25 protein-coding genes are annotated in these 23541 nt (G+C 74.0%); 11 read left to right on the forward strand and 14 right to left on the reverse strand.

The annotated features are described in order from the left end of the window. On the reverse strand, positions 1-1101 hold a 1101-nt coding region (locus IH44_RS0131475; RefSeq protein WP_035957005.1), incomplete at its 3' end, for an alpha/beta hydrolase. A gap of 286 nt (positions 1102-1387) precedes the next feature. Between IH44_RS0131475 and IH44_RS0131480 the strand changes: the two genes are divergently transcribed. Both IH44_RS0131480 and IH44_RS0131485 read left to right on the forward strand, forming a co-directional pair. Next, positions 1388-2398, forward strand: coding sequence for an aldo/keto reductase (locus tag IH44_RS0131480; protein ID WP_030463192.1), 1011 nt, complete (start codon positions 1388-1390; stop codon positions 2396-2398). 42 nt (positions 2399-2440) lie between these two features. Next, positions 2441-2863 carry an SRPBCC family protein gene (locus tag IH44_RS0131485; protein ID WP_030463193.1) on the forward strand — a complete coding sequence of 141 codons (423 nt, stop codon included), beginning with the start codon at positions 2441-2443 and terminating at the stop codon, positions 2861-2863. 153 nt (positions 2864-3016) lie between these two features. On the opposite strand, the gene IH44_RS0131490 is transcribed toward IH44_RS0131485, so the two are convergent. The 4 genes from IH44_RS0131490 to IH44_RS0131505 all read right to left on the reverse strand — a co-directional run bounded on the left by IH44_RS0131490 (position 3017) and on the right by IH44_RS0131505 (position 5632). After that, a complete protein-coding gene (locus tag IH44_RS0131490) occupies positions 3017-3481 on the reverse strand; it encodes an SRPBCC family protein (protein WP_030463194.1) in 465 nt (154 codons plus the stop codon). 111 nt (positions 3482-3592) lie between these two features. After that, entirely contained in the window at positions 3593-4159 is a 567-nt protein-coding gene (locus tag IH44_RS0131495) for a PIN domain-containing protein (RefSeq protein ID WP_030463195.1), read from the reverse strand. 1 nt (position 4160) lies between these two features. Beyond that, entirely contained in the window at positions 4161-4625 is a 465-nt protein-coding gene (locus tag IH44_RS0131500) for an excisionase family DNA-binding protein (RefSeq protein ID WP_030463196.1), read from the reverse strand. Positions 4626-4738: 113 nt separating this feature from the next. Further along, positions 4739-5632: a ketopantoate reductase family protein gene (locus IH44_RS0131505; RefSeq protein ID WP_030463197.1), complete on the reverse strand. Its 894-nt coding sequence runs from the start codon at positions 5630-5632 to the stop codon at positions 4739-4741. Between the two features lie 189 nt (positions 5633-5821). Between IH44_RS0131505 and IH44_RS0131510 the strand changes: the two genes are divergently transcribed. Next, positions 5822-6721, forward strand: a complete 900-nt coding sequence (locus IH44_RS0131510) for a LysR family transcriptional regulator (RefSeq protein WP_030463198.1) — start codon at positions 5822-5824, stop codon at positions 6719-6721. Between the two features lie 178 nt (positions 6722-6899). Further along, positions 6900-8105, forward strand: coding sequence for a hypothetical protein (locus IH44_RS0131515; protein ID WP_030463199.1), 1206 nt, complete (start codon positions 6900-6902; stop codon positions 8103-8105). A gap of 12 nt (positions 8106-8117) precedes the next feature. Here IH44_RS0131515 and IH44_RS0131520 read toward each other — a convergent pair whose 3' ends face one another. Then, positions 8118-8489 (reverse strand): hypothetical protein, encoded by a 372-nt coding sequence (locus tag IH44_RS0131520; protein WP_063759711.1) that lies wholly within the window; start codon positions 8487-8489, stop codon positions 8118-8120. Positions 8490-8851: 362 nt separating this feature from the next. On the opposite strand from IH44_RS0131520, the gene IH44_RS0131525 reads away from it, so the two are divergent. Next, positions 8852-10000 (forward strand): metallophosphoesterase, encoded by a 1149-nt coding sequence (locus IH44_RS0131525; RefSeq protein ID WP_051817663.1) that lies wholly within the window; start codon positions 8852-8854, stop codon positions 9998-10000. Between the two features lie 42 nt (positions 10001-10042). Here the strand turns inward: IH44_RS0131525 and IH44_RS0131530 are convergent, their stop codons facing one another. Further along, entirely contained in the window at positions 10043-10975 is a 933-nt protein-coding gene (locus IH44_RS0131530) for a LysR family transcriptional regulator (protein ID WP_030463202.1), read from the reverse strand. A 231-nt stretch (positions 10976-11206) separates the two neighbouring features. On the opposite strand from IH44_RS0131530, the gene IH44_RS44750 reads away from it, so the two are divergent. After that, the gene (locus tag IH44_RS44750) at positions 11207-13180 is read left to right on the forward strand and encodes a lamin tail domain-containing protein (protein WP_232795156.1); all 1974 of its coding nucleotides are present in this window, start codon (positions 11207-11209) and stop codon (positions 13178-13180) included. 120 nt (positions 13181-13300) lie between these two features. On the opposite strand, the gene IH44_RS0131540 is transcribed toward IH44_RS44750, so the two are convergent. Then, on the reverse strand, positions 13301-14095 hold the full coding sequence (locus IH44_RS0131540; RefSeq protein ID WP_030463204.1) for a helix-turn-helix domain-containing protein: 795 nt from the start codon (positions 14093-14095) through the stop codon (positions 13301-13303). A gap of 254 nt (positions 14096-14349) precedes the next feature. Between IH44_RS0131540 and IH44_RS0131545 the strand changes: the two genes are divergently transcribed. The 3 genes from IH44_RS0131545 (at position 14350) to IH44_RS0131555 (ending at position 16851) form a co-directional block, all read left to right on the forward strand. Then, a complete protein-coding gene (locus tag IH44_RS0131545) occupies positions 14350-15018 on the forward strand; it encodes a DUF4097 family beta strand repeat-containing protein (protein ID WP_030463205.1) in 669 nt (222 codons plus the stop codon). 64 nt (positions 15019-15082) lie between these two features. Continuing rightward, positions 15083-16078 carry a daunorubicin resistance protein DrrA family ABC transporter ATP-binding protein gene (locus IH44_RS0131550; RefSeq protein ID WP_030463206.1) on the forward strand — a complete coding sequence of 332 codons (996 nt, stop codon included), beginning with the start codon at positions 15083-15085 and terminating at the stop codon, positions 16076-16078. Next, entirely contained in the window at positions 16075-16851 is a 777-nt protein-coding gene (locus tag IH44_RS0131555) for an ABC transporter permease (RefSeq protein ID WP_030463207.1), read from the forward strand. Before IH44_RS0131550 ends, IH44_RS0131555 begins: the two co-directional genes overlap by 4 nt. A 477-nt stretch (positions 16852-17328) precedes the next feature. On the opposite strand, the gene IH44_RS0131560 is transcribed toward IH44_RS0131555, so the two are convergent. Then, entirely contained in the window at positions 17329-18201 is an 873-nt protein-coding gene (locus IH44_RS0131560) for a hypothetical protein (RefSeq protein ID WP_030463208.1), read from the reverse strand. After that, positions 18198-18728 (reverse strand): SigE family RNA polymerase sigma factor, encoded by a 531-nt coding sequence (locus IH44_RS0131565; protein ID WP_051817656.1) that lies wholly within the window; start codon positions 18726-18728, stop codon positions 18198-18200. Before IH44_RS0131565 ends, IH44_RS0131560 begins: the two co-directional genes overlap by 4 nt. Before the next feature lie 164 nt (positions 18729-18892). On the opposite strand from IH44_RS0131565, the gene IH44_RS43275 reads away from it, so the two are divergent. Continuing rightward, a complete protein-coding gene (locus tag IH44_RS43275) occupies positions 18893-19348 on the forward strand; it encodes a hypothetical protein (protein WP_051817658.1) in 456 nt (151 codons plus the stop codon). Here the strand turns inward: IH44_RS43275 and IH44_RS0131575 are convergent. After that, on the reverse strand, positions 19329-20396 hold the full coding sequence (locus tag IH44_RS0131575) for an RNA polymerase subunit sigma-70 (protein WP_081967243.1): 1068 nt from the start codon (positions 20394-20396) through the stop codon (positions 19329-19331). The genes IH44_RS43275 and IH44_RS0131575 overlap by 20 nt on opposite strands. A gap of 75 nt (positions 20397-20471) precedes the next feature. Between IH44_RS0131575 and IH44_RS0131580 the strand changes: the two genes are divergently transcribed. Next, a complete protein-coding gene (locus IH44_RS0131580; RefSeq protein ID WP_030463212.1) occupies positions 20472-20837 on the forward strand; it encodes a VOC family protein in 366 nt (121 codons plus the stop codon). Between the two features lie 53 nt (positions 20838-20890). Here IH44_RS0131580 and gap read toward each other — a convergent pair whose 3' ends face one another. The 3 genes from gap to IH44_RS0131595 all read right to left on the reverse strand — a co-directional run. Next, entirely contained in the window at positions 20891-21889 is a 999-nt protein-coding gene (gene gap / locus IH44_RS0131585) for a type I glyceraldehyde-3-phosphate dehydrogenase (protein WP_030463213.1), read from the reverse strand. A 128-nt stretch (positions 21890-22017) separates the two neighbouring features. After that, positions 22018-22974, reverse strand: a complete 957-nt coding sequence (locus IH44_RS0131590) for a GlxA family transcriptional regulator (protein WP_030463214.1) — start codon at positions 22972-22974, stop codon at positions 22018-22020. A 39-nt stretch (positions 22975-23013) separates the two neighbouring features. Further along, a partial coding sequence (locus IH44_RS0131595) for an NAD(P)-dependent oxidoreductase (protein WP_030463215.1) occupies positions 23014-23541 on the reverse strand: 528 nt, incomplete at its 5' end.

Consider the following 23541-nt stretch of genomic DNA (forward strand, 5'->3'; position numbering starts at 1 on the left):
GGTGAAGTCTTCGATGCCGTCGATGAGGGCTTCGAAGCGGAAGGAGTGGAAGAGGTCGAAGGCGTGGTGGGCGCCGGGGAGGTCGACCGAGCCGACGAGGGAGGGGGAGAACGCGCGGCGCGCCAGGTCGAGGGCGCGGGGGTTGTCCAGGTCGACGAGTTCGTCGAGGTCGCCGTGGGCGATGAGGAAGGGCGGGGCGTCGGGGCGGGCGAGGTTGACGGGGGAGGTGGCGGGGTCGCCGTCGAAGTAGGTGCCGAGGAAGCCGTTGAGGCAGATGGCGGCGGTGACGGTGGTGTCGGCGGACTCGAAGCCGGGCTGGTAGGCGGGGTCGTCGGGGGTGAGGGCGGCGAGGGCGGCGAGGTGGCCGCCGGCGGAGCTGCCGGAGACGAAGACCGGGGCGTCGGGGTGGGCGCCGTACTCGTGGGCGTGGGCGCGGGCCCAGGCGATGACCTTCTTGGCGTCGATCAGGTGGTGGGGGTGGGAGAAGGCGGGGCGCAGGCGGTAGTTGGCGCTGATGCAGACCCAGCCCCGGGCCGCGAAGCGGTGCAGGAGGGGGAGGGACTGGGTGTTCTTGCGGCCTTGGTCGTAGTGGCCGCCGTGGAAGTGGATGAGGACGGGGCCGCCCTGCGGGCGGGCGCGGTGGTGGTAGACGTCCAGCAGGTTGCGGGGGCCGGCGTCGCCGTAGCGGAGGTCGGGGACGCGGACGACCTCGCGGCGGCGGCGGAGGAAGGGGTGGAGCAGGATGCGGGTCAGGGGCGGCCGGTGCGGGGTGTTGGCGTCGGGGCCGAGTGCCTCGGCGAGGGCGCGGCGGACCACGGGGGCGGTGCGGATGCCGCGGCGGGCGACGACGGCGAGGCCGGTGGCGGTGACGGCGGCGAGGGCGACGGCCAGCCGGTCGGCGGTGGTGGTGATGTCGCCCTCGGCGAAGGCGAGCGCGGTCGAGGCGGCGAGGGCGTAGAGGGCGAGGAAGGGCAGTTCGTTGAAGACCAGGCCGAGGCGGTAGCTGAACCAGAAGAGCGCGCTCGGCCCGCGGACGGGCACCAGGCAGAACACCGTGACCGCGGTGGCCAGCAGCACGGTCGTCAGGTATCCCACGGCCATCGGAACCACTCCCGTCGTGACTCGGTTCAGGACCTCGCACAGGTACACACGGTTCGGGGCGGCTTTTCGGTGCGGCCCGTCAGGGGGTCGGCGGGGCGCGGTGGGGGTCGGCAGGGCGCGGAAGGTGCGGCGGGGTGCGGGGCGCCCGTTTGCATTAGTCGGCGTGTGCAATTATTGTCGATGCAAGTAAGGGGCGCCTGCATCGAATGCTCGCGCCCGCACCGCCTGGCGGGCCCCGGCCCTCCCCCGGGCCGCCGCCTGCCGGCCGCTCCGCAAAGGCACCGCCATGACCCTCAAGAACCTCCTCCCCGGCAAGCTCGGCTTCGGCACCGCCCCGCTCGGCAACATGTTCCGGGCGATCCCCGACGAGCAGGCCCGCGCCACCGTCGAGGCCGCCTGGGACCAGGGCGTCCGCTACTACGACACCGCCCCGCTGTACGGCGCGGGCCTGGCCGAGGAGCGCCTCGGCGAGGTGCTCTCCGGCAAGCCGCGCGACTCCTACGTGCTGTCCACCAAGGTCGGCCGGGTGATCCTCGACGAGCACGAGCCCGGTGCCCACGAACTCGGCGAGAAGGGCGGCCTGTTCGAGCACGGCAACCCGAACCGGATCGTCCACGAGTGGACCGCCGACGCCACCGAGCGCTCCATCGAGGGCAGCCTGAAGCGGCTCGGCACCGACCGACTGGACATCGTCTGGGTGCACGACATCGCCCAGGACTTCCACGGCGACGCCTGGCTCGGCACGTTCGAGGAGGCCCGCACCGGCGCCTTCCGGGTGCTGTCCCGACTGCGCGAGGAGGGCGTGATCCGGGCCTGGGGCCTGGGCGTCAACCGGACCGAGCCGATCGAACTGACCCTCGCCCTCGACGAGCCGCAGCCCGACGGCTTCCTGCTGGCCGGCCGCTACACCCTGCTCGACCACGAGCACGCCCTCCAGCGCCTGCTGCCCACCGCCCAGGAGCAGGGCGTCGAGATGGTCGTCGGCGGCCCCTACAGCTCCGGCGTGCTGGCCGGCGGCACCCACTTCGAGTACCGGCAGGCCCCCGCGGAGATCGTCGGGAAGGTCGCCCGGCTGAAGGCCCTCGCCGACCGGCACGGCGTCGGCATCAAGGCCGCCGCCCTGCAGTTCTCGCTCGCCCACCCGGTGGCGGCCGCCGCCGTCCCCGGCGCGACCCGGCCCGACCGGATCGCCGAGGACACCGCCGCGCTGGCCGAGGCCGTCCCCGCCGCGTTCTGGCACGACCTGCGCGCCGCCGGTCTGGTCAGCCCCACCGCACCTCTGCCGCAGGGCGCCTGACCCGCGCCTCCCCCGCGTCCCTTCACCAGGAGTAGAACCCCCATGGCTTCCACCTCCGTCAGCCGCACCGTCCACGCCACCCCCGAGCGGGTCTGGAGCCTCGTCGGCGGCTTCGACTCGCTGCCCGACTGGCTGCCCTACGTCCCCGCGAGCACCACGCTCGAAGGCGGCCGGGTGCGCCGCCTGGCCAACCCCGCCGGGGAGGTCATCGTCGAACGGCTGGTCGACTTCAACGAGGCCGAACGGCACTACAGTTACGCCATCCTGCAGGCCCCCTTCCCGGTCGACGGGTACGTCTCCACGCTCCGGGTGCACACCGTCCCCGGCCGGGCGGACCTCGCCGAGGTGCAGTGGTCCGGGCGGTTCAGCCCGACGGACGGCACCACCGAGCAGGAGGCCGTCGACCTGTTCACCAGCATCTACGCCGACGGGCTGGACGCACTGGGCGCGGCCCTCGACCGCTGAGGCCGCCGAGGGCTCCGCGGGCCGAGCCGTCGAGCCGAGCCGCGGTACCTCCAGCCCGGAGCCCTTCTTCGACCCGGTCTTCGCCTTCGACGCCGGGCGGCTCGCCGAGCACCCGCTCTCCGAACCGTCCTGACGGGCATGCCCGACCAGCCTTCAGGGGGCGGGGGCCAGGCGGGTGGCGAGGACGCGGGCGCGGGACTGCTGGACGGCGGCGGCCTGGCGAGCGGCGAAGCGGAGCAGGCCGAACGGGGCGTGCAGGTGGAGGGTGTCGGAGAGGCGGGAGGTGGCGCCGCTGCCGGGGGTGATGGTGAAGCGGTAGGACATCCGGACGCCGCCGGGGCTGACCACGTCGCCGCTGACGGCCGCCTCGGCCGGGAGGCGGGACGGGTCGGCGCGGAGGGTGACCTCGATGCGGTTGTCGTGGGTGAACAGGCCGAGGAAGCGGAAGCGTTCGACCGCCACGTAGCGGGTCGTCCCGTCGTCCCCGTGCCGGACCTCGCGCACGTCGACGAGGAGCGGGGAGAGGCCGATGTAGTGGGCGGGGTCCGCGAGATGGGCGAGGACGTCGGCGGGCGGCGCCCCCACCTCGTAGCTGTGGTGCAGTTCGGTGCTGGGCACTTCGGCTCCCCCGGGCGGCTGGCGGACGTCCGGTGGATGATCGCACTGCCCGGCCGGGGTGACCAGGGGGCGGGTACCGGCGGTGCGATCGGCGTACGGGGTCAGGCGGGCTCAGGTGCTTTCGACGGGTCGGCCCCGGAGCATGCTCACCGAGCCGATCAGTCGGGACCGCTCCAGTTGGTTCAGCACGTCGTCGAACGTGACCGGTTCGCGCCGTCGGCTGCCGACGATCTCCATGACGCAGCCGTAGACCACGCGGTCGTCCAGGTCGATCAAGTCCATGACGAAGTCGTCGGCGCTCTTCTGTTCGATCCCCCACTCCGCCGTGCACTCGACCGGGAAGTGCTTGGCGTTGTCGGTGACGATCACCTGCGCACCGGCTTTGATCGCTGCCGCGAGCACGTGGCGATCGTCCGGGTCGGGGAGCTTGAGCCCCTCGATCAGGGGCTCGTACCCGGTGACGAGGCAGTCCCGCACCGCCGCGTTCATCCGGCGCCGCAGCTCCGCGCGCTTCCCGTCGTTCCCGACGCCGTTGCGGCGGAGTGCGGCTTCCACCTCGTCGAGGATCTGCTCGGTCCACTTGGCCTGGACAATTCCGTGCCTGGCCAGCCGGACGAGCAGGTCCCGGACCGTGTTCGGGTAAAGCACGTTCGAGTCGTACAGGACGATGAAGGCCATGTCAGAGCAGCCCCAGCTCCTCGTCGAGGGCGGTGAGGGCGTCGGCGGCGTCCTTGCGTTCGCGGTCGTCCCTCCGCTTGTACTCCATGACGTCGTTGAACTTGATCCGGCGGTGGCGTCCGACCCGATCGAAAGGGATGTCGCCCCGTTCCAGGAGACCGATCAGGTAGGGCCTGGAGACGTTGAGCATGTCGGCGGCGACCTGGGTGGACACGATGGCGTTGACGGGCATGACCTGCACGCCCTGCCCGTTCGCCAGGGCGGCGAGCATCGCGGCGAACATCTCCACGGTGGGCCGCGGCAGGACGAGGGGGTCGTCGGAGCCGACCTCGCCGAGGATGGTGATGTCCGTGGTGGCGTCGGTGTTGTGCGCGAGGTAGTCGCGGATCCTGCGCAGGGCTCGTTCGGCGCTCCGGGCGTCGACGGTGCCCGGCGCGATCTTCCGGCCTTCCGCGGTGGTTGCCATAGTCGGACCTCCCGGTTTCGAGTGTAGTCGCAGCATCCGAAGTATTCGAAATATTCGCAACGCCTTCCCGGGTAACGATCCGGCGAACCTTCCGGCTCCGCCCGTTCACTCGATCAGGGGGCGGGGACCGGGATGGCGGCGAGTAGGCGGGCGGTGGCGGGGGTGGGGATGCCGTGGGTCCGGGCGGTGCGCAGGACGGCGCCGGCGATGGCGTCGAGTTCGAGGGGGCGGGCGGCTTCGGCGTCGCGTTGCATCGAGGACTTGACGGTGGGCGGGAAGCGGTCGAAGACGGCGAGCAGGGTTTCGGCTTCGACGGGGGCTCCGGCTGCGCGGGCCACGGCGGCGGTCTCGGCGAGGACGGTGAGCAGTTCGTCGCGGTGCCGGGTGCGGACGGTGCCGGTGTCGGCGCGGTGGCGGGTGGTCAGCAGGGCGAACGGGGCGAGGAAGGAGAGCTTGTCCCAGAGCACCGCGTTCTCGTCGTCGCGCAGCCGGACGCCGAGTCCGGCTTCGCGCAGGAGTTCCGCGAGGGGGGCGAACTCGGCTTCGGGCGCGGCGAGTTCGAGGTCGGTGAAGGGGCTGGTGTGGGCGATCCGGCCGGGTGCGGTGCGGGTCGCCTCGACCTTGACGGTGCCCGCGAGGACCCGGGCCGCGGGGAAGCGGGCGCGCAGCAGGGCGACGTGGTCGAGGCCGTTGAGCAGCGGGATCACGGTGGCCCGGCCGAGCACGTCGGCCGGGACGCGGTCGAGGGCTTCGGGGAGCGCGGTCTGCTTGACCGTGACGAAGAGGGTGTCCACCGGTTCGCGCAGCACGGTGCCGGCCTCGACCGGCACGGTGAACTCGCCGTGGTGGACGCTGTCGACGTGCAGTCCGTGTTCGCGCAGCGCGGCGGCGGTGCGGTCGCCGGCCAGGCAGCGGACCCGGTGTCCGGCGCGGGCGAGCAGGGCGGCGATCAGGCCGCCGACGCCGCCCGGGCCGAGGACGGCCACGGTCTGCCTGCTGGTGCTCATGGGTGCTCCTGGGTGGGGAGGGCGGGTGCGTGGTGGCGGGTCGACACCCGCCCGCGTCGGGCCGCGTCCGGAGCGCGGGGGTGACGCGGGCGGGTTGCCGCCCTGGGCCCTGAACGATGGTCAAACCTGGTGCGGCCCAAGTCAATCCATGGGTTTGCTGGGGGTGGGCCGAGCTTAGGCTTGGGGGTCGTGACTCTTGATGATCTGCGGGTGTTCGGGGCGGTCTGCCGGGCCGGGTCGCTCAGCGCGGCGGGCCGGGAGCTGGGCTGCACGCAGTCGGCGGTGAGCCAGCACGTGAAGCGGCTGGAGCGGGAGCTGGGGCTGAGCCTGCTGGAGCGGCAGCCGCGCGGGGTGGTGCCGACGCCGGCCGGGCGGGTGCTGTGGGGGGCGGTGACCGAGGGGCTGGGGCGGATCGACCAGGCGGTGCGGCGGATCGAGGAGCTCGCCCGGGCGGAGGGCGGGTCGGTGCGGGTCACCACCGGGGCGACGATCGTCCGGCACTTCATGGCCGCGGCGGTGGTGGACTTCCGGCGGCGGTTCCCGCGGGCCAGCCTGGAGTTCCAGACCGAGACGTCCAGCCGGGGCTGCTTCGACGCGCTCGCCGCCGGGGCGGTGGACCTGGCGTGGATCACGCTGCGGCCGGCGGGCGGGGAGGTGGAGCAGCGTCCGGTCGTGCACCTGCCCTGGTCGCTGGCGGTGGCGGCCGGGGACCCGCTGGCCGGGCGGGAGTCCGTCGAGCCCGCGGACCTGCAGGACGTCCGGCTGATCGGGCTGCCCGAGAACTCGACCGCGCGGACCCAGCTCGGCACCTGGCTCGCCGGGGCGGGGATCCGGCCGGTCTTCGACACCAGCGTCACGGACTGGGACACCGCGATCCTGCTGGCCGGGCTCGGGCTCGGCCGGGCGGTCGTCCCGGCGCTGCCCGAGTGGAGCGGGCCGGGGCACCCGGACCTGCGGCTGGTGCCGATCCCCGCGCTGCCGCCGCTCACCGCGGGCTGGGCGGTCCGCCGCTGGGACGCCCTCTCGCCGCTGGCCCGGGCCTTCGCGGACACCGTCGCCGAGCACTGCTCCCGCCGGGAGGAGGGGTGAGCGCGGGCGCGACGGGGTGACGGCAGGCGCGGGCGCGACGGGATGAGGGCAGGCGCGGGCGCGACGGGATGAGGGCAGGCGCGGGCGCGGCGGGGGTGTTGCGCACACGTCCGGATCGCGCCTAGCGTGAGTCGCCGTTGATCCAGAGTGATCCGTTCACATGGAGAGGCAGGACCTGATGATCCGTCAAGTCAGAACCGCAGCAAGGGCGGTGCTCGCCGCCGGACTGCTGGTCACCGGCGCGCTCACCGCCGCTCCCCCGGCGGCCGCGGCCACCGCGCCGACCGCGCTCGACACGTCCGACTACACGCTCAGCGCGGACTACCACCAGTACGACGCGCTCAACACCGCGCTGGTCTCGACGCTCGGGACCAGCGCCGTGCACACCGTGATGGACAACGCGAACCACGACCGGCAAGGGCTGGCGTCCTCCTTCTCGGTCGCCGGCCTGTCCGGCGGCTTCCGGTTCGACGACGGTGACGACGGCGACTGCCAGAGCTACCCGCAGGGCATCACCACCAGCCGGGACGCGATCGGCACCGCGAACAGCGGCAACTACGACGGCCACCAGCTGGTGCTGGTCAGCTGGTACACCAAGGACGGCTGCAACGGCGCCCAGCAGCGCAGCCGGATCACCCTGGTCGACTGGGACGCCACCTACCCCAACAAGTACCGCAAGATCCTGCTGGTGGAGCCGACCGGCACCACGGCCGCACCGAGCTTCAAGGACATCCCGGTCCACGCCGGCGGCGTCTCCTGGTACGGCGACTACCTGTACGTCGCCGACACCGGGCGCGGCATGCGGGTCTTCGACATGCGCAAGATCCTCAACACCGACACCGGCGGCACCGCCGACCAGATCGGCCGCCAGTCCGGGTCCGTCTACTACGCGCACAACTACGCCTACGTGCTGCCCCAGATCGGCACCGTCACCGCGCAGACCTCCGCCGCGGACAAGCTGGTGTGGTCGTCGATCTCCCTGGACCGGGTCAGCAAGTCGATCGTGATGACGGAGTACACCTGCCAGTCGGGCTGCACCGCCTACCCCAACCGGGCGCCGCGGGCGGTCCGCTTCCCGTTCGCCTCCGGGGCCACCACGTTCACCGCGACCACCACCGCCAGCCAGGCGCTCCAACTGCCCTGGTACAACCTCAACGGCGTGGCCTCGCACAACGGCCGCTGGTGGTTCAACTCGTCGAGCCAGAAGAAGCTCTACTACTGGACCCCGACCGCCGGGTCCTCCTCCTTCGCCTGGGTCAGCGGCGGCGAGAGCATCTCCTACTGGGAGGACGCCACCGGGCCCGACCTGCTGTGGTCCCTCCAGGAGCCCGCGAACAACCGGAATGTCTTCGCGGTCACCCAGGCCACCTACGGCGGCGGCTGACAGGCCGTCAAGTCAGCACCCCGGTACCGGTCTCAGGCCGGTACCGGGCCGGGCGGCCGACCGACCGACCGACTGGGGCGCGGAGAGGCAGAGGGCGAACGGCGGGCCGTCGGCGTCGGGCGTCCAGCCGTCCGCCAGGGCGGCCCGGATGCCCGCGGCGACCTCGGCCGGCAGGACGAGCTGGTCCGGCACCATCTCCGGGGGGAAGACGGCGGGCCGCCCGGTGTCCACGACCAGCGTCGTGCCGGGCCGGCCGGCGTGCTCCACCGCATAGCCCAGGGAGCGCGGGTCGGGGTCGCAGCACCAGTGCTTGCTGCTCACCCGCCAGCGGTACTCGACGCCGTCGACGACGATCCGCCGGGAGCCCTTCTTCGCCAGTGCCACGTCCCGCCCCGCCCTTCCGTCCGTACGAGCCCGTGGGGCCCGCGGGGGCCAAGTCTCCCCGGCCGGTGGGCGGGTGTCACGGGCGCCGGGGCGCACCTCGGGCTACCACCGCTCCCGCCCGTGCGCGAAACTCGGCATCACCTCCCGCACGGAGCCGGCCCGGATCGCCTGCTGACCGGGCACGTGCCGGAGGGGCACGCACAGGAGGCGGCGCGGTGGCGGACAGCGGAACCCTGGACGGGACGGACACCGAGGACGGGGCCGAGGACGGGGCGGGCAGCGCGCACGTCCCCGGACCGCGCGAACCCGGCGACGGCGACGGCGACGGCGACAACAGCGGCGGCCGGACGCCCCGGCGGAGGGTGCTGCGGCGGCTGGGCGTGCTGGTGCTCGCCCTGGTGCTGCTCTGCCTGCCGCCGTGGTGGACGCTGCTCGCCTCCGGCGCCGACTGGCCGCTGCCGGTGGTCCTGGCGGGCACCGCCGTGCTGCTGGCCTGGATGGTCGGCTTCCCGTTCCTGATGGTCGCGGGCCACCGCTCGCGGTCCCGCGACGACCGGGCGGCCCGGATCGCGGACACCAGCCTGGGCGTGGTGTGGGTGCTGTTCACCTGGTCGGTGCTGGGCGGCCTGGCGGACCTGCTGCTGGCCGGGTTCGGCGTCGGCGGCACCGGCCGGGCCCGGCTCGTCGCGGCGGCCGTCCTGCTGGTGTCGGCCGTCCTGCTGGCCTGGGGGCACCACGAGGCGATGCGGGTGCCCCGGGTGCGGCGGCTGGACGTCCGCCTGCCGCGGCTCGGCGCCGGTCTGGACGGCACCCGGGTCGTGGTGCTGGCCGACACCCACTACGGGCCGATCGACCGGGCGGCCTGGTCGGCGAAGGTCACCGAGGCGGTCAACGCGCTGGCGGCGGACGTGGTGGTGCACGCCGGTGACATCGCGGACGGCACCCCGGCCCAGCGCCGCGCGCAGTCCGCGCCGCTGGGCGCGGTCCGGGCCGCCCTGGCCCGGGTGTACGTGACGGGCAACCACGAGTACGGCGGCGAGGCCCAGGGCTGGCTGGACCGGATGGCCGAGCTGGGCTGGGAGGCGCTGCACAACCGGCACGTGGTGGTGGAGCGCGGCGGGGACGCCCTGGTGCTGGCCGGGGTGGACGACGTCACCGCGGCGTCCTCCGGCGAGGCCGGGCACCGGGCCGACCTGTCCGGCGCGCTGGCGGGGGCGGACCCGCAGCTGCCGGTACTGCTGGTCGCCCACCAGCCCAAGTACGTGCCGCAGGCGGTGGCGGCCGGGGTCGACCTGCAGGTCTCCGGGCACACCCACGGCGGCCAGATCTGGCCGTTCCGCTACCTGGTCCGGCTGGACCAGCCGGTGGTGCAGGGCCTGAGCCGGCACGGGGAGCGCACCCAGCTCTACACCAGCCGGGGCACCGGCTTCTGGGGGCCGCCGTTCCGGGTGTTCGCGCCGAGCGAGATCACCCTGCTGACGCTGCGCGCGGGCGGAGGGAGCGCCGGGTAGCGGCGGTTCAGCGGCCCGGGACGGGATCCGGCCGCCGACGACTCAGCGGGCCCAGGACGGGATCCAGCCGCCGACGACGGGGGCCGTGGCGGCGGTGGCGGCGGCGAGGTGGGCGCGCAGCGCCGGGAGGGCGGGGTGCGGGTCGTCCCGGCGGTGCAGCAGCGAGTGCGGGTAGACCGGGACGGGGTCGGTGACCGGGATGCGGCGCAGGCCGTACCCGGTGGGCCAGACCAGGCGGGTGTCCTCGCCCATGAAGGTGGCCAGGGCGGGGGTGTCGGCGATGGTGTCGAGCAGCGCGTCGGAGCCGAAGTTGGGGCCGGTCGACTCGACGGTCAGGCCGAACTCGCCCGCCAGCGCCTCGTAGTAGGCGCCCCACTCGCTGCCGGGGAGGATGCCGGGCATCCAGATCCGGTGCCCGGCCAGTTCGGCGAGCGGCACCGTGCGGGCGGCGGCGAGGGCGTGCGCGGGGCCGGTGAGCAGGTGCAGCGGCTCGTCGACGACCCGGACGGCGGTGAGGTCCTCGGGCAGCGGCCGGCCGGGCATGGCGACGGCCCGGAACGAGGCGTCGACGCTGCCGGAGCGGATCGCGGCGACGGCGGCCTCGATGTCGAGCAGCATCACGATGTCCAACTCGACGTCCGGGTGGGCCCGGTGGAAGTCGCGCATCAGCCGGGCGGCCGCCCCGCGCGAGTTGATCACGTCGACCCGCAGCGGGCGGCGGCCGGCGCGGACGGAGGCGGCGGCCCGGTCGGCGACCCGCAGCAGTTCGCGGGCGTGCGGCAGGAACGCCAGGCCGTCGATGGTGGGTTCGGCGCCGCGCGGGGTGCGGGCGAACAGCCGGACGCCGAGGTCGCGTTCGAGCCCGGCGATCCGCTTGGAGACGGCCTGCTGGGTGACCGCCAGGTCGGTGGCGGCCTTCTGGAACTGGCCCGCCTCCGCGACGGCGACGTAGGTGCGTACGGCTTCGAGGTCCATGACGCCCACCCTACTGAACAACCAGGAGTTGTTCAGTAGGCGGTAGAAGGTGGGGCGAGCTGCGGAAACACCCTCCACGTGGTCAACCGTCAGTTGTGCGGTGACCGCCCCGGCCGGTTGGCCGGATCCGGTCGGACCGGCGGCCCGCCAACCTGGCGTTCCGGCGGGAAGAGCCCGGGATTCAACCCGCGTACACGCTGTTTCCACGTGGGGTCGCCAGAGTTCCGCCCCGTGCCTAACTCACACTCGCGTGTCGGCGTCGCCTCCCTGTGCGCCGCGTCCCTGACCTTCTCCGGGCTGGTCGTCACCGGGCTGCTCGCCGCGCAGCCCGCCGCGGCCGCCGACCCGGCCGGCTACCAGAACGTGCGCATCAACGAGGTGAGCTCCGCCAACAGCGACACGGTGGAGCTCTACAACAGCGGTTCGACGGCGGTGAGCCTCAGCGGCTGGAAGATGTCCGACGACGGCTTCTCCCCGCAGTCCTTCAGCCCGTCCGCGAGCAGCATCCCGGCCGGCGGCTTCGTCACCTTCGACTCGCCCAAGGGGCTGGGCGATTCGGACAAGGTGGTGATCTACACCGCCGACGGCACCGTGGTCGACCGGGTCGACTGGGCCACCGGCAGGGCCAAGCCCGCGATGGCCCGCTGCGGCGGCGACGGCACCGGCAGCTGGGTGACCGGCACCGGCACGACCACCTTCGGTTCGGCGAACGCCGCCGGCTGCCCGGCGTCGCCGCCCGCCGCGAGCCGGGTCCGGATCAACGAGGTCAGCTCGGACGGCTCGGACACCGTCGAGCTGTACAACGGCGGCACCAGCGCGGTCAGCATCGGCTCGTGGAAGTACGTCGACAGCGACACCGCGCACTCCGCCGCCTCGATCTCGTCCTCCGCCCCGAGCGCGACCAGCATCCCCGCGGGCGGCTACGTCACGTTCGGCTCGACCATCGGCCTGGGCGGCAGCGACTCGCTGTTCCTGCTCGACGGCAGCGGCGACACCGTCGACTCGGTCAGCTGGGCCGCGTCCGGCGCCTCGCCCTCGGACGAGCGCTGCGCCACCGGCTTCCAGACCTCCGCGAGCGCGACCTTCGGCGCGGTGAACTCCTGCGCGGGCAGCACCCCCGGCGGCGGCACCGGCGGCGGCACCACCGGCCAACTGCTGGGCGGTGGCGGCGCGTTGACCAGCGGCTGCACCCCGGAGGCCCCTAGCGGCACCGGTTCCGCCCCGTTCGGCACCCGGTCCTGGCCCGGCGGCCTCGACGTCACCATCGCCGACAACGTCTGCGCGTTCACCACCTCCACCGGCCCCGAGGGCCGGGACGTCAGCGGGCTGGCCTTCGACCCGGCGAACCCGTCCGTGCTGTGGGCCGCCAAGAACAAGAACTGGCTGTACAAGCTGGTCAAGAGCAACGGCAAGTGGGTCCCGGACGCCACCTGGAGCGCCACCGGCAAGCAGATCCGCTTCGCGGGCGGCACCGGCCAGCCCGACTCCGAGGGCCTGACCGTCGGCGGCAACGGCCACCTCTACGTGACCTCCGAGCGCGACAACGCCAACAACACCGTGCCGAAGGACACCGTCATGGAGTTCGACCCAGCCGCCACCGGCAGCACCCTCATCCCGCTGCACCAGTGGGACATGACCGCGCAGTTCCCGCAGCTGAACACCGGCAGCAAGGACGACGCCAACCTCGGCTTCGAGGGCGTCGGCTACGTCCCGGACAGCTGGCTGACCGCCAACGGCTGGACCGACCCGCTCACCGGCGCCGCCTACGACCCGGCGAACTACCCGCTGCACGGCGCCGGCCTGTTCTTCGCCGGCCTGGAGTACGACGGCACCCTGCACGTCTACGGCCTCAACTCGGACGGCAGCTTCACCACCTTCGGCACCGTCTCCACCGGCAAGCCGGGCGTGATGGACGTGACCTTCGACGCCGGCACCCAGCGCATCGTCGCCACCTGCGACAACACCTGCGGCGAGACCCACACCTTCCTGAAGGTCAACGCCTCCGGCGCGATCGTCCCCGACGTGACCTACACCAACCCCGCCGTCATGCCGGTCGACAATCTGGAGGGCTTCGCCCTCGCCCCGGCCTCCACCTGCGCGGGCGGCTTCCGCGAGGCGGTCTGGAGCGACGACGGCATCTACGGCTTCGGCTCCGGCAGCTCCTCCTACGGCCACGCGCTCTACAGCGGCACCTTCCCCTGCTGACGCACCGCCGGCGCACCGCTGATGCCCGGCTGATGCCCGGCTGATCACCGCCCGCCCGACACCCCGGGGCCCCGACCGCAGCACCACGCGGTCGGGGCCCCGCCGTTTCCGGGGCGCCGCTCAGCCCCGGCCGTCCGCCGCGCTCCCCGACCCCCCGTCAGACGCGCCGGGTCCGTCAGGCGCGCCGGGTCCGTCAGGCTCCGGCGCGGGCTTGGCGAGCAGCACGTCGCGGCCCTGTTCGGCGGCGCGCAGCAGCATCTCGGAGAGGTGGTCGAGGAACCGGGCGACGTTCTCCAGCCGCGTCCCGGCGGGGCTGGACGAGCCGAGGAGCGGCACGCCCCGGCGGGCGGCGGCCGCCACCGCCGAGTTGGCGTGGGCGCTGGCCACCGCGGACTGGTACCAGATCTCGTCGTCCACCACGTAGCGCTCGCGGCGGCGCTCGTCGCGCTCCCGGCGGACCATCGACTGCTCGTCCAGGAAGGCCACCGCCTTGGACACCGACGCCGGGCTGACCTGGAGGCGCTGGGCGAGTTCGCCGGCGGTCAGGCTGCCGGAGTCGGTGATCAGCAGCGCGGCCAGCACCCGGGCGGGCATCCGGCTCAGTCCCGACTGCATGAAGACGGTGGTGATCGACTCCTCGAAGGCCCCGATCGCGCCGGGGTCGCGCCCGTCGCCGGGGCGGTCGGCCGGGTGCGGGTCGCGGGACGGCGCGGTCCGGCGGTGGGCGCGGTGCTCGGTGGCCCGGTGGGCGAGGTCGGCCCGGTAGCCGGTGGGGCCGCCGTTGCGCATGACCTCGCGGGTGACGGTGGAGGTCGGACGGTCGAGCCGGCGGGCGATCTCCGCGTAGGCGAGGTCGTCGGCCAGCCCCAGCGCGATCTGCTGGCGCTCCTGCTGGGTGAGCCTGCCTCCCGGCATCGGGGGCCTCCTTCTGCGGTGCGTGACGTTACCGCGCCCAGCATAGCGTTCACTCTCAGTCCATTGCAACGGACATGCTCCCTGACGTTGCGTTAGCTTCAGCGCCATTGCAACGATTTATATGCCTTGAACTGCAGAGATGCCATTCGATTGCAACAAGCTTGTTGCACGATCCATGAACGCAACGTAGCGTTTCCAATGTCAGAAACGAAGCGGCGCCACACCGGCACCGCCCCGCGAACAGGGAGCCCGCCATGCAGAAGTTCCACACCGCCGCCCCGATCACCGTCGCCCTGGACATCCCGGCCGGCCTGGTCCGGTTCATCGCCGCCGACCGCACCGACACCGTGGTCGAACTGCTCCCCGCCGACCCGGCGAAGAGCCGCGACACCAAGGCCGTCGAACAGACCGAGGTCGCCTACACCGACGGCGTGCTGCGGATCACCACCGACTCCGCCGCACACCGCCTGCTCGGTTCGTCCGGCGCCCTGGAGGTCACCGTGCAGCTGCCCGCCGGCTCCGCGGTCGAGGCGAAGAGCGCGGACGCCCGGCTCCGGGGCGTCGGCCGGCTCGGCGACGTCGCCTTCGAGAGCGCCCGGGGCACCGTCAAGCTCGACGAGGCGTCCGCCGCCCGGCTCACCCTGCAGGACGGCGACATCGAGGTCGGCCGCCTCACCGGCCCCGCCGCGTTCAGCACCCAGCGCGGCGACCTGACCGTCACCGAGGCGGTGCGCGGCACGCTCGACCTGACCACCGCGTCCGGCTCGATCTCGGTCGGCGTGGCCCGCGGCGTCTCCGCCTCGCTGGACGCCGGCACCGGTTACGGCCGCATCCACAACGCGCTGCGCAACGCCGACGACGTCCCCGCCGTCACCATCCGCGCCACCACCTCGCACGGCGACATCTCCGCCCGCACCGCCTGACCCGCCGTCACCTCACCGGCGCAGCAAGCCCCGCACGTCACACCCACTTCCCAAGGAGCACCTCATGACCGGCTTGGCCATCGCGGCGGACGGGCTGCGCAAGTCCTACGGCGACAAGGACGTCCTGAAGGGCGTCGACCTGGCCGTCCCCGCGGGCACAGTCTTCGCCCTGCTCGGCCAGAACGGGGCCGGCAAGACCACCGCCGTCAAGATCCTCTCCACCCTGGTCCGCCCTGACGCCGGACAGATCCGCATCGCCGGGCACGACGTGGCCACCGCCCCCCAGCGGGTGCGGGCCGCGATCGGCGTCACCGGCCAGTTCTCCGCCGTGGACGGCCTGATCACCGGCCGGGAGAACATGCACCTGATGGCCGACCTGCACCACCTGTCCAAGGCCGAAGGCCGGGCCCGGGCCGTCGAGCTGCTGGCCCGCTTCGACCTCACCGACGCCGCCGACAAGCCCGCCGCCACCTACTCCGGCGGCATGAAGCGCCGCCTGGACATCGCCATGACCCTGGTCGGCGACCCGCAGGTCATCTTCCTCGACGAGCCCACCACCGGCCTCGACCCCCGCAGCCGGCACCAGATGTGGCAGACCATCCGCCGGCTCGTCACCGGCGGCACCACCGTCCTGCTCACCACCCAGTACCTGGAGGAAGCCGACCAGCTCGCCGACCGCATCGCCGTCCTGCACAACGGCACCATCGCCGCCCAGGGCACCCCCGAGGAACTCAAGCGCCTCGTCCCCGGCGGCCACGTCCGCCTGCGCTTCACCGACCCCGCCGCCTACCGCGCCGCCGCCCACGCCCTGCCGCACGCCGCCCACGACGACGACGCCCTCACCCTGCGCGCCCCCAGCGACGGCAGCCAGCGCGCCCTGCGCACCCTCCTGGACCACCTGGACGCCGCCGGACTCGAAGCCGACGAACTCACCCTCCACACCCCCGACCTCGACGACGTCTTCTTCGCCCTCACAGGCGCCCCCACCACCACCGTCCCCGCCCAGAACACCGCCGACACCGCCGACACCGCCGACACCGCAACGGAGAACGCCCGATGAGCACCCCCGCCCTGGCCTTCCGCGACTCCGCCACCATGCTGCGCCGCAACCTCCTGCACGCCCGCCGCTACCCCTCCCTCACCCTCAACCTGCTGCTCACCCCGGTGATGCTGCTCCTGCTGTTCGTCTACGTCTTCGGCAACGCGATGAGCGGCGGCGCCGGCCGCACCGCCTACCTCGCCTACCTCGTGCCCGGCATCCTGATGATGACCATCGGCTCGACCGTGATCGGCTCCGCCGTCTCCATGGCCACCGACATGAACGAGGGCATCGTCGCCCGCTTCCGCACCATGGCCATCCACCGCAGCTCGGTGCTGTTCGGCCGGGTCGTGGGCAGCGTCCTGCAGTGCGTCGCCTCGGTGGTGCTGGTCGGCGCCGTCGCCCTGGCCATCGGCTTCCGGCCCCACCACGCCACCGCGCTGGAGTGGCTGGCCGCCCTCGGCCTGCTCGCCCTGGTCTCCCTCGCCTTCACCTGGATCGCCGTCGCCCTCGGCCTGGGCAGCCCCAACGCCGAGGCCGCCAGCAACGCCGCCATGCCGCTGATCCTGCTCCCGATGATCTCCAGCGCCTTCGTCCCGCTGCACTCCATGCCCGGCTGGTTCCAGCCCGTCGCCCAGTACCAGCCCTTCACCCCCGCCATCGAAACCCTGCGCGGCCTGCTCCTGGGCACCCACATCGGCAACAACTGGTGGATCGCCCTCCTCTGGTGCGCGGCCCTCACCGTCCTCGGCCACCGCTGGTCCCGCGCCCAGTTCGACCGCGACCCGCAGTAGCCCGCGCCACCCGCCCCGCGCACCGCCCCGGCCCTTCCGACGGCACGTCGAACCACCCGCACGGCAACGGCAGTTGACCGCAGCGGGGAGGTGGTGACGAACCGTCGGAAGGGCCGTTCCGCGTACGCGTGCGCGCCCCGCACACCCGCTGCCGCCGCCGCGGACGTGCACGGGGACGGTTCGCGGCAGGTGCCGTGGAGGGTGGGGGCGGGGTGGCGCTGCGGCGCCGGGGGTCGACCGCCCGGACGCCGGGGTTCCGCGTGTCGCGGTGCTGCCGCGCGGCGCCGGCGGGCCGTCGCGGAGGGCCGGAACGGGCGGTGTGCGCCGTCGTTCCGGGGCGGCAGGAAGGCGTGCGTCCTGCCGGACTTCAGTCACGTGCAGGGGCGTCGGGCGTCATCGCCCGCCACCGCCGGCGTCCTGCTCCGGCCGATGGCCCGCCCCGGGGGCGGTGGTCCGCCCTCCTCGGTGTCCCGCGGTTCAGTGTCCGGCGGCCCCCTGCGTCCAGACCGGGTCGAGGACGAGTGCGGTGAGCGCCTCGCCGGTCATCGGCGGCGGCCCGGCATACAGGTCCTGGCCGTGGCCGGGCAGCGGGACGTTGCCGGACTCGGCCAGCACCTGGACGCCGTCGGGGCGGTACAGGTCGGCCTGCCACACCTGCGGGAGGTCCGGCGGCATCTTCGGCAGGTAGAGCATCACGGTGCTGCCGTCCGGCTGCTTGGTGACGGAGCAGTCCGGCCGCTTGTTGCACAGGTCGGACGTCAGGGGCTCGGCCGGGGCCGGCCCCTTCATGACGGTGATCTGCACGGTGCCGGTCTTGGTGCCGTTGGTGACGGTGTACCCCGCGCCGACCTCCTCCCGCACGGTGCGGCCCGCCACGGGGGCCCGGCTATGCTGCTCGGCCAGCTTCTGCAGCTCCTCGTCGCTGCTGCCCACGCCCCCGTTGCCGATCAGCGTCGGGCCGCCGTCCGGGTGGTACCCGGCCGGGAGCCGGGACTTGAGCAGCTCGGCGAGCTGCCCGGCGGTGACCTGCCCGGTGCGGGTGGCACCGGGCGACGCGGAAGCCGACGCGGACGTCGACGCGGACGCGGACGTCGACGCGGACGCCGTGCCCCCGCCGGCCGGGCCGGCCGCGGTGGTGGTGGGCGACGCCCCGCCCCCGAGGGCGGTCGCGCCGAGCACCGCGACGGCGGCGACGGCCGCGACGCTGCCCGTGACGGCGGCGAGCCGCAGGCCCCGGCGGCGGCGCCCCCGGTGCAGCAGTTCGGCCACCGGGGCCGGTCCGGCGGGTCCGTGACGGTCCGCCAGGTCCCGCAGGGCGCGGGACACCTCCTGGTCTTCGGTGTCGTTCATCGGATGACGCTCTCCTGGTTCTTCGACTGCTTCGACTGCTTCGACTGGTTGCCGGACAGCACGGTGCGCAACCGGGCCATCGCCCGGAAGTGCTGGCTCTTGACGGTGCCGACCGAGCAGCCGAGAGTCGCGGCGGTGTCTCTCTCCGAGAGGTCCTCGAAGTGCCGCAGCACGACCACCGCCCTTTGCCGGGGCGGCAGTTCGCGCAGGGCGCGGTACAGCTCGTCGGTCGTCTCCGGCGACGCCCCGCTTCCTGCGGGGGCGTCCGGCGGCTCGGCGGTGAGCAGTTCCCTCCGGCGGCGCCGCCACCAACTGATGTGGTTGTTGACCAGCATCCGCCGCAGGTAGGCGTGCGGATCCTCGGTCCTCATCCGCCCCCAGCGCACGTACAACTTGACCAGGCAGTCCTGGAGCAGTTCTTCGCCCCGGTGCCGGTCGCCGGTGATCAGCGTCGCGGTGCGCAGGTGCCGGGGCCAGGCGGTCCCGACGAAATCGGCGTAGGCGTCGTCCTCGGTTTTTCGGCTCACACCGACCAGACGCCGGGCCCCGTGGAAAGGTTGTCACCGCTTCCGGCGCCGGTTCCGCGCGGCCGGCGCTCGGCCGTGCGGAACCGAACGACCCCGGTCGTGGCTCTGTTGACCACAGGGGGCGGCGTTCCGGCCGTCCCGCCGACCGGGTCGGAGGCCGTGCCGTGCTGCTCCTGCTGTTCCTCGTGCTGGCGCCCGTGTTCCTCGGGACGCTCGTCGCGCTGCTGGTGCGCTCCGGCCGCGCGGCGTTCGACCGGCGGTGGGAGCGGCTGCTGGGGCTGCTGCTGTCCGGGGCGGCCCTGCTGGTGCTGGGCCTGGCGCTGCTGCACCTCGCGGGCGCGGTCTTCACGGCGGAGGAGGGCGGCACCGACTCCTCGCCGATGCGGCCGTGCCGGATCCCCGGGAAGCCCGCCGAGCACGTGATCGACTACCGGATCGACCTGGTGCCGGTGGTCGGCTTCTCCTGCGTCCTGACCGACGGCTCCTCGTACGGCACCGACGAGGTCCCGGCGCACCTGACCCCGCTGGCGGCCGGCCTCGGCCTGCTGGCCGCCGGCGCCCTGTACGCGGACCGGCGCCGGACCCGGGCGGTGAACGTCCCTAATTTCCAAGGTAGTTGACGGGCAGGCCGAACGGGGCGAAGTGCTCGGCGCCCAGGAAGGAGACCAGCCCGGCGATCCGGCCGTCCGCGGCCAGGTCGAGGACGGTGATCGACCAGGCGGTGTGCACCGCGTCGGCCGAGGCACCGAGGTAACAGGCCACGGCGGGCCGGGAGTTGGCCTCCACCGGGACGGTCCGCCAGCTGGGGCAGCGGGTCAGCGGGACGGCCCGGGCGAACGCCATGACGGCGTCCCGGCCCCGGTACCAGTGCGGCAGCGGCGGCATCGACCAGGTGACGTCCTCGGTGAGCAGCGCGACCAGGGCGTCGGCGTCGCCGCGCTCCAGCGCCCCGCGGTACGCGGCCACCGTCGCCCGGGCCCGCGCCTCGCCTGGCCCCGGCGCGGACGGGAAGCCGGACGGGGCGGCGGCGAGTCGGCGGCGGGCCCGGGCGAGCGCCGAGTTGACCGAGCCGGGGGTGGTGTCCAGCAGCCCGGCGATCTCGGCGGCGGAGAACCCGAGCACGTCGAACAGCAGCAGCGCGGCCCGCTGGTTGCCGGGCAGCTGCTGGAGCGCCGCGACGAACGCCAACTCGACGGCCTCGTACCGCTCGTAGCGTTCGGCCGGGTCGTCGCCGGCCCCGGTGGGGTACGGGCCGAGCCAGGCCACCTCGGTGGCGGGCGCGCTGTCCAGGACGACCCGTTCGCAGGCCGGTCCGAGGTCGACGGGCAGCGCACGCCGGCCGCGCCGCTCGGCGGCGTCCAGGCAGGTGCGGGTGGCCACGGTGTACAGCCAGCCGCGCAGCGAGCCGCGCCCCTCGAACCGGCCGATCCCGCGCCAGGCCCGCAGCAGCGCCTCCTGCAGGGCGTCGTCGGCGTCGTGCACCGAGCCGAGCATCCGGTAGCAGTGCGCGTGCAGCTCGCGCCGCAGCGGCGCGACCAGCCGGGTGAACGCCGCGTCGTCCCCGGCCCGGGCGAGCACCAGGTCCGCCGCGGCCCCGCCCGTTCCGCCCAGCCCGGCCGGCCCGCCCGGCCCGTCCAGCCCGCCCGGTTCCGGAGAAACCTCGCTCATGGGCGACGATTCTGCCGCGCCGCGCCGGTCTCCTCCTCGAACGGCTTTCCCGTTCCCGACCCCGAGGAGCCCACGATGACAAGCGTTCCGCACACCGTCGCCTGGTTCGACCTGTCCTCCCCCGACGCCCCGCGCGCCCGCGCCTTCTACGGCGGCCTGTTCGGCTGGCCGGTGCACGTCCTGGACGGGAGCGGGACGTACGCGCTGGTCGGCGACGACGGCGCCGGGCAGCCGACCGGCGGCATCGGCCAGGCCGGGCCGGACGCCCCGTACACCGGTTTCGCCGTCTACTTCCGGGTGGACGACCTGGACGCGGCCCTGGAGCGGGCGGTGGAGCTGGGCGGCGCCCGCCGCCTGGAGCCGCACCCGGTGCCGGGCGGCGACCGCCTGGCGGTGTTCACCGACCCGGACGGCAACGCGGTCGGCCTGCTCGGCAGGTGAATGCGCGGGAGCCCGGGCCGGCGAACCGGCCCGGGCCCCCGTCCGCCGGGGCGTCAGCTCGCGGCGAGCAGCTCCAGGGTGTCGATGACCCGGTTGGAGAAGCCCCACTCGTTGTCGTACCAGGCGACCACCTTGACGTGGCGGCCGTCGACCCGGGTCAGCTCCGAGTCGAAGATCGAGGAGGCCGGGTTGCCGGTGATGTCGGAGGAGACCAGCGGGTCCTCCGAGTACTCCAGCACGCCCGCCAGCTTGCCGGCCGCGGCCTCGCGGTAGGCGGCGAGCACCTCCTCGCGGGTGACGTCGCGGGCGACGGTGGTGTTCAGCTCGACGATCGAGCCGACCGGCACCGGCACCCGGATCGAGTCGCCGGACAGCTTGCCGTCCAGCTGCGGCAGCACCAGGCCGATCGCCTTGGCGGCGCCGGTGGTGGTCGGGACGATGTTGACGGCGGCGGCGCGGGCCCGGCGCGGGTCGCGGTGCGGGCCGTCCTGGAGGTTCTGCTCCTGGGTGTAGGCGTGCACGGTGGTCATGAACCCGTGCTCGATGCCCGCGAGTTCGTCGAGGACGGCGGCCAGCGGGGCGAGCGCGTTGGTGGTGCAGGAGGCGTTGGAGACGATCGTGTGCACGGCCGGGTCGTACGCGTCGGTGTTGACGCCGTAGGCCAGCGTCACGTCGGCGCCGTCCGAGGGGGCGGACACCAGGACCTTCTTCGCGCCCGCGTCGAGGTGGGCGCGGGCGGCGTCGGCGGAGGTGAACCGGCCGGTGGCCTCCAGCACGATGTCGACGCCGAGCTCGGCCCAGGGCAGGTCGGCCGGGTTGCGCTCGGCGAGGACCTTGATCCGGCGGCCGTCGACCACCAGGGTGTCGCCCTCGACGGTGACCGGGCGGCCGAGCCGGCCCGAGGTGGTGTCGTAGGCGAGCAGCCGGCCGAGCGCGGTGGGCTCGGTCAGGTCGTTGACGGCGACGACCTCCAGCTTGCTGTCGCGCTCCAGCAGGGCGCGCAGCACGTTGCGTCCGATGCGGCCGAATCCGTTGACGGCGATGCGGGTCATGGGTGGTGCCCTTCTCTGCGGCTCTCCTGCGGCGTTCCCGCCGGGTGGTGTTGCTTCCACTCTCGCTCGCCGGAAGGGCGGTCGGCAGTGGCGCCCGTGCCACTGTTCGCAAGGATCGTGCCAGCCGGTCACTGCCCCCTGGTGAAGGTCCGCCGGTACTCGCTGGGCGTGGTCCCGAGGATCTGCTGGAAGTGGGCGCGCAGGTTCGCGCCGGTGCCCAGGCCGGTCTCGGCGGCGATCCGCTCGACGCTGTGCTCCGAGCGTTCCAGCAGCTCACGGGCCAGGTCGACGCGGGCCCGCAGCACCCACTGCATCGGCGTGTAGCCGGTGTCCTCGACGAAGCGGCGGGAGAAGGTGCGCGGCGAGACGGCGGCGTGCCGGGCCAGCGCCCGGACGGTCAGCGGCCCGTCCAGCCGGTGCAGCGCCCACTCCCGGGTGGCCGCGAACCGCTCGCCGACCGGCTCGGGCACGCTGCGCGGCACGTACTGCGCCTGGCCGCCGCTGCGGTAGGGCGCGGCGACCAGCCGGCGCGCGGTGTGGTTGGAGGCGGCCACCCCGAGGTCGCCGCGCAGCACGTGCAGGCACAGGTCGATGCCGGAGGCGGCGCCCGCCGAGGTGAGCACGCTGCCCTCGTCGACGAACAGCACGTTCTCGTCCACCCGCACCTTCGGGTACTTGGCGGCCAGCGCCCGGGTGTAGTGCCAGTGCGTGGTGGCCCGGCGGCCGTCCAGCAGGCCGGTCGCGGCCAGCGCGAACGCCCCGGTGGAGATCGCCGCCAGCCGGGCCCCGCGGGCGTGCGCGGCGCGCAGCGCGTCGACCACGGCGGGCGGCGGGTCGTCCCGGTCGGGGTGCCGGTAGCCGGGCACGAACACCGACTCGGCCCACTCCAGCGCCTCCAGCCCGTGCGCCACGTGGTACGACAGGCCGTCCCCGCCCGCGACCAGCCCGGGCGCCGCCCCGCACACCCGCACCTCGTACGGCATGCTGCCCCGGGTGGAGAACACCTGCGCCGGGATCCCGACGTCGAGCGGCTTGGCGCCGTCCAGGACCAGCACGGCCACCCGGCGCAGACGAGGAGCTGACATCCCCTCAGGGTAGGCGCCGCCGCCACCCGCCCCGGCCGGTCAGTGGGCGACGCCGAGGATCCGCCCGACGGTGTCCGGGTCGGACACGCCGCGCAGCATGCAGTGCGCGACGTCCGCCCGCGACACCTTCGACCCGCCGCGCAGGTTCTGCCCGTACGCGACCCGGTAGTCACAGGTCAGCGGGCCGTCGGTGAGCCGGGGCGGCCGCACCACCGTCCAGTCCAGGCCGCTGGCCAGCACCACGTCCTCCATCCGGGCCAGGTCCGCGTAGTGCGCGCGCAGCACCCGCTTCACCGCCGGCGTCAGCACGTACCGCATCACCAGCCCCTCGCCCGGGTCGTGCCGCGGCGGGTTCGGCCGGTCCGGCGAGGCCACCGTCCCGACCGGCGCGGCACTCACCACCAGCAGCCGCCGCACCCCGGCCTCCCGCATCGCCCCCACCACCGCCCGCGTCCCGGCCTCCGCGACCCCGACCCCCGCCTTCCCGACCGCCCCCAGCCCGGACAGCACCGCTTCCGCCCCCGCCACCGCCTCCCGCAACTCCCCCGCCCCGGCCCGCGCCAGATC

The organism is Kitasatospora sp. NRRL B-11411 (assembly GCF_000721345.1).
In the GTDB taxonomy this organism is placed as follows: Bacteria; Actinomycetota; Actinomycetes; order Streptomycetales; family Streptomycetaceae; genus Kitasatospora; species Kitasatospora cineracea.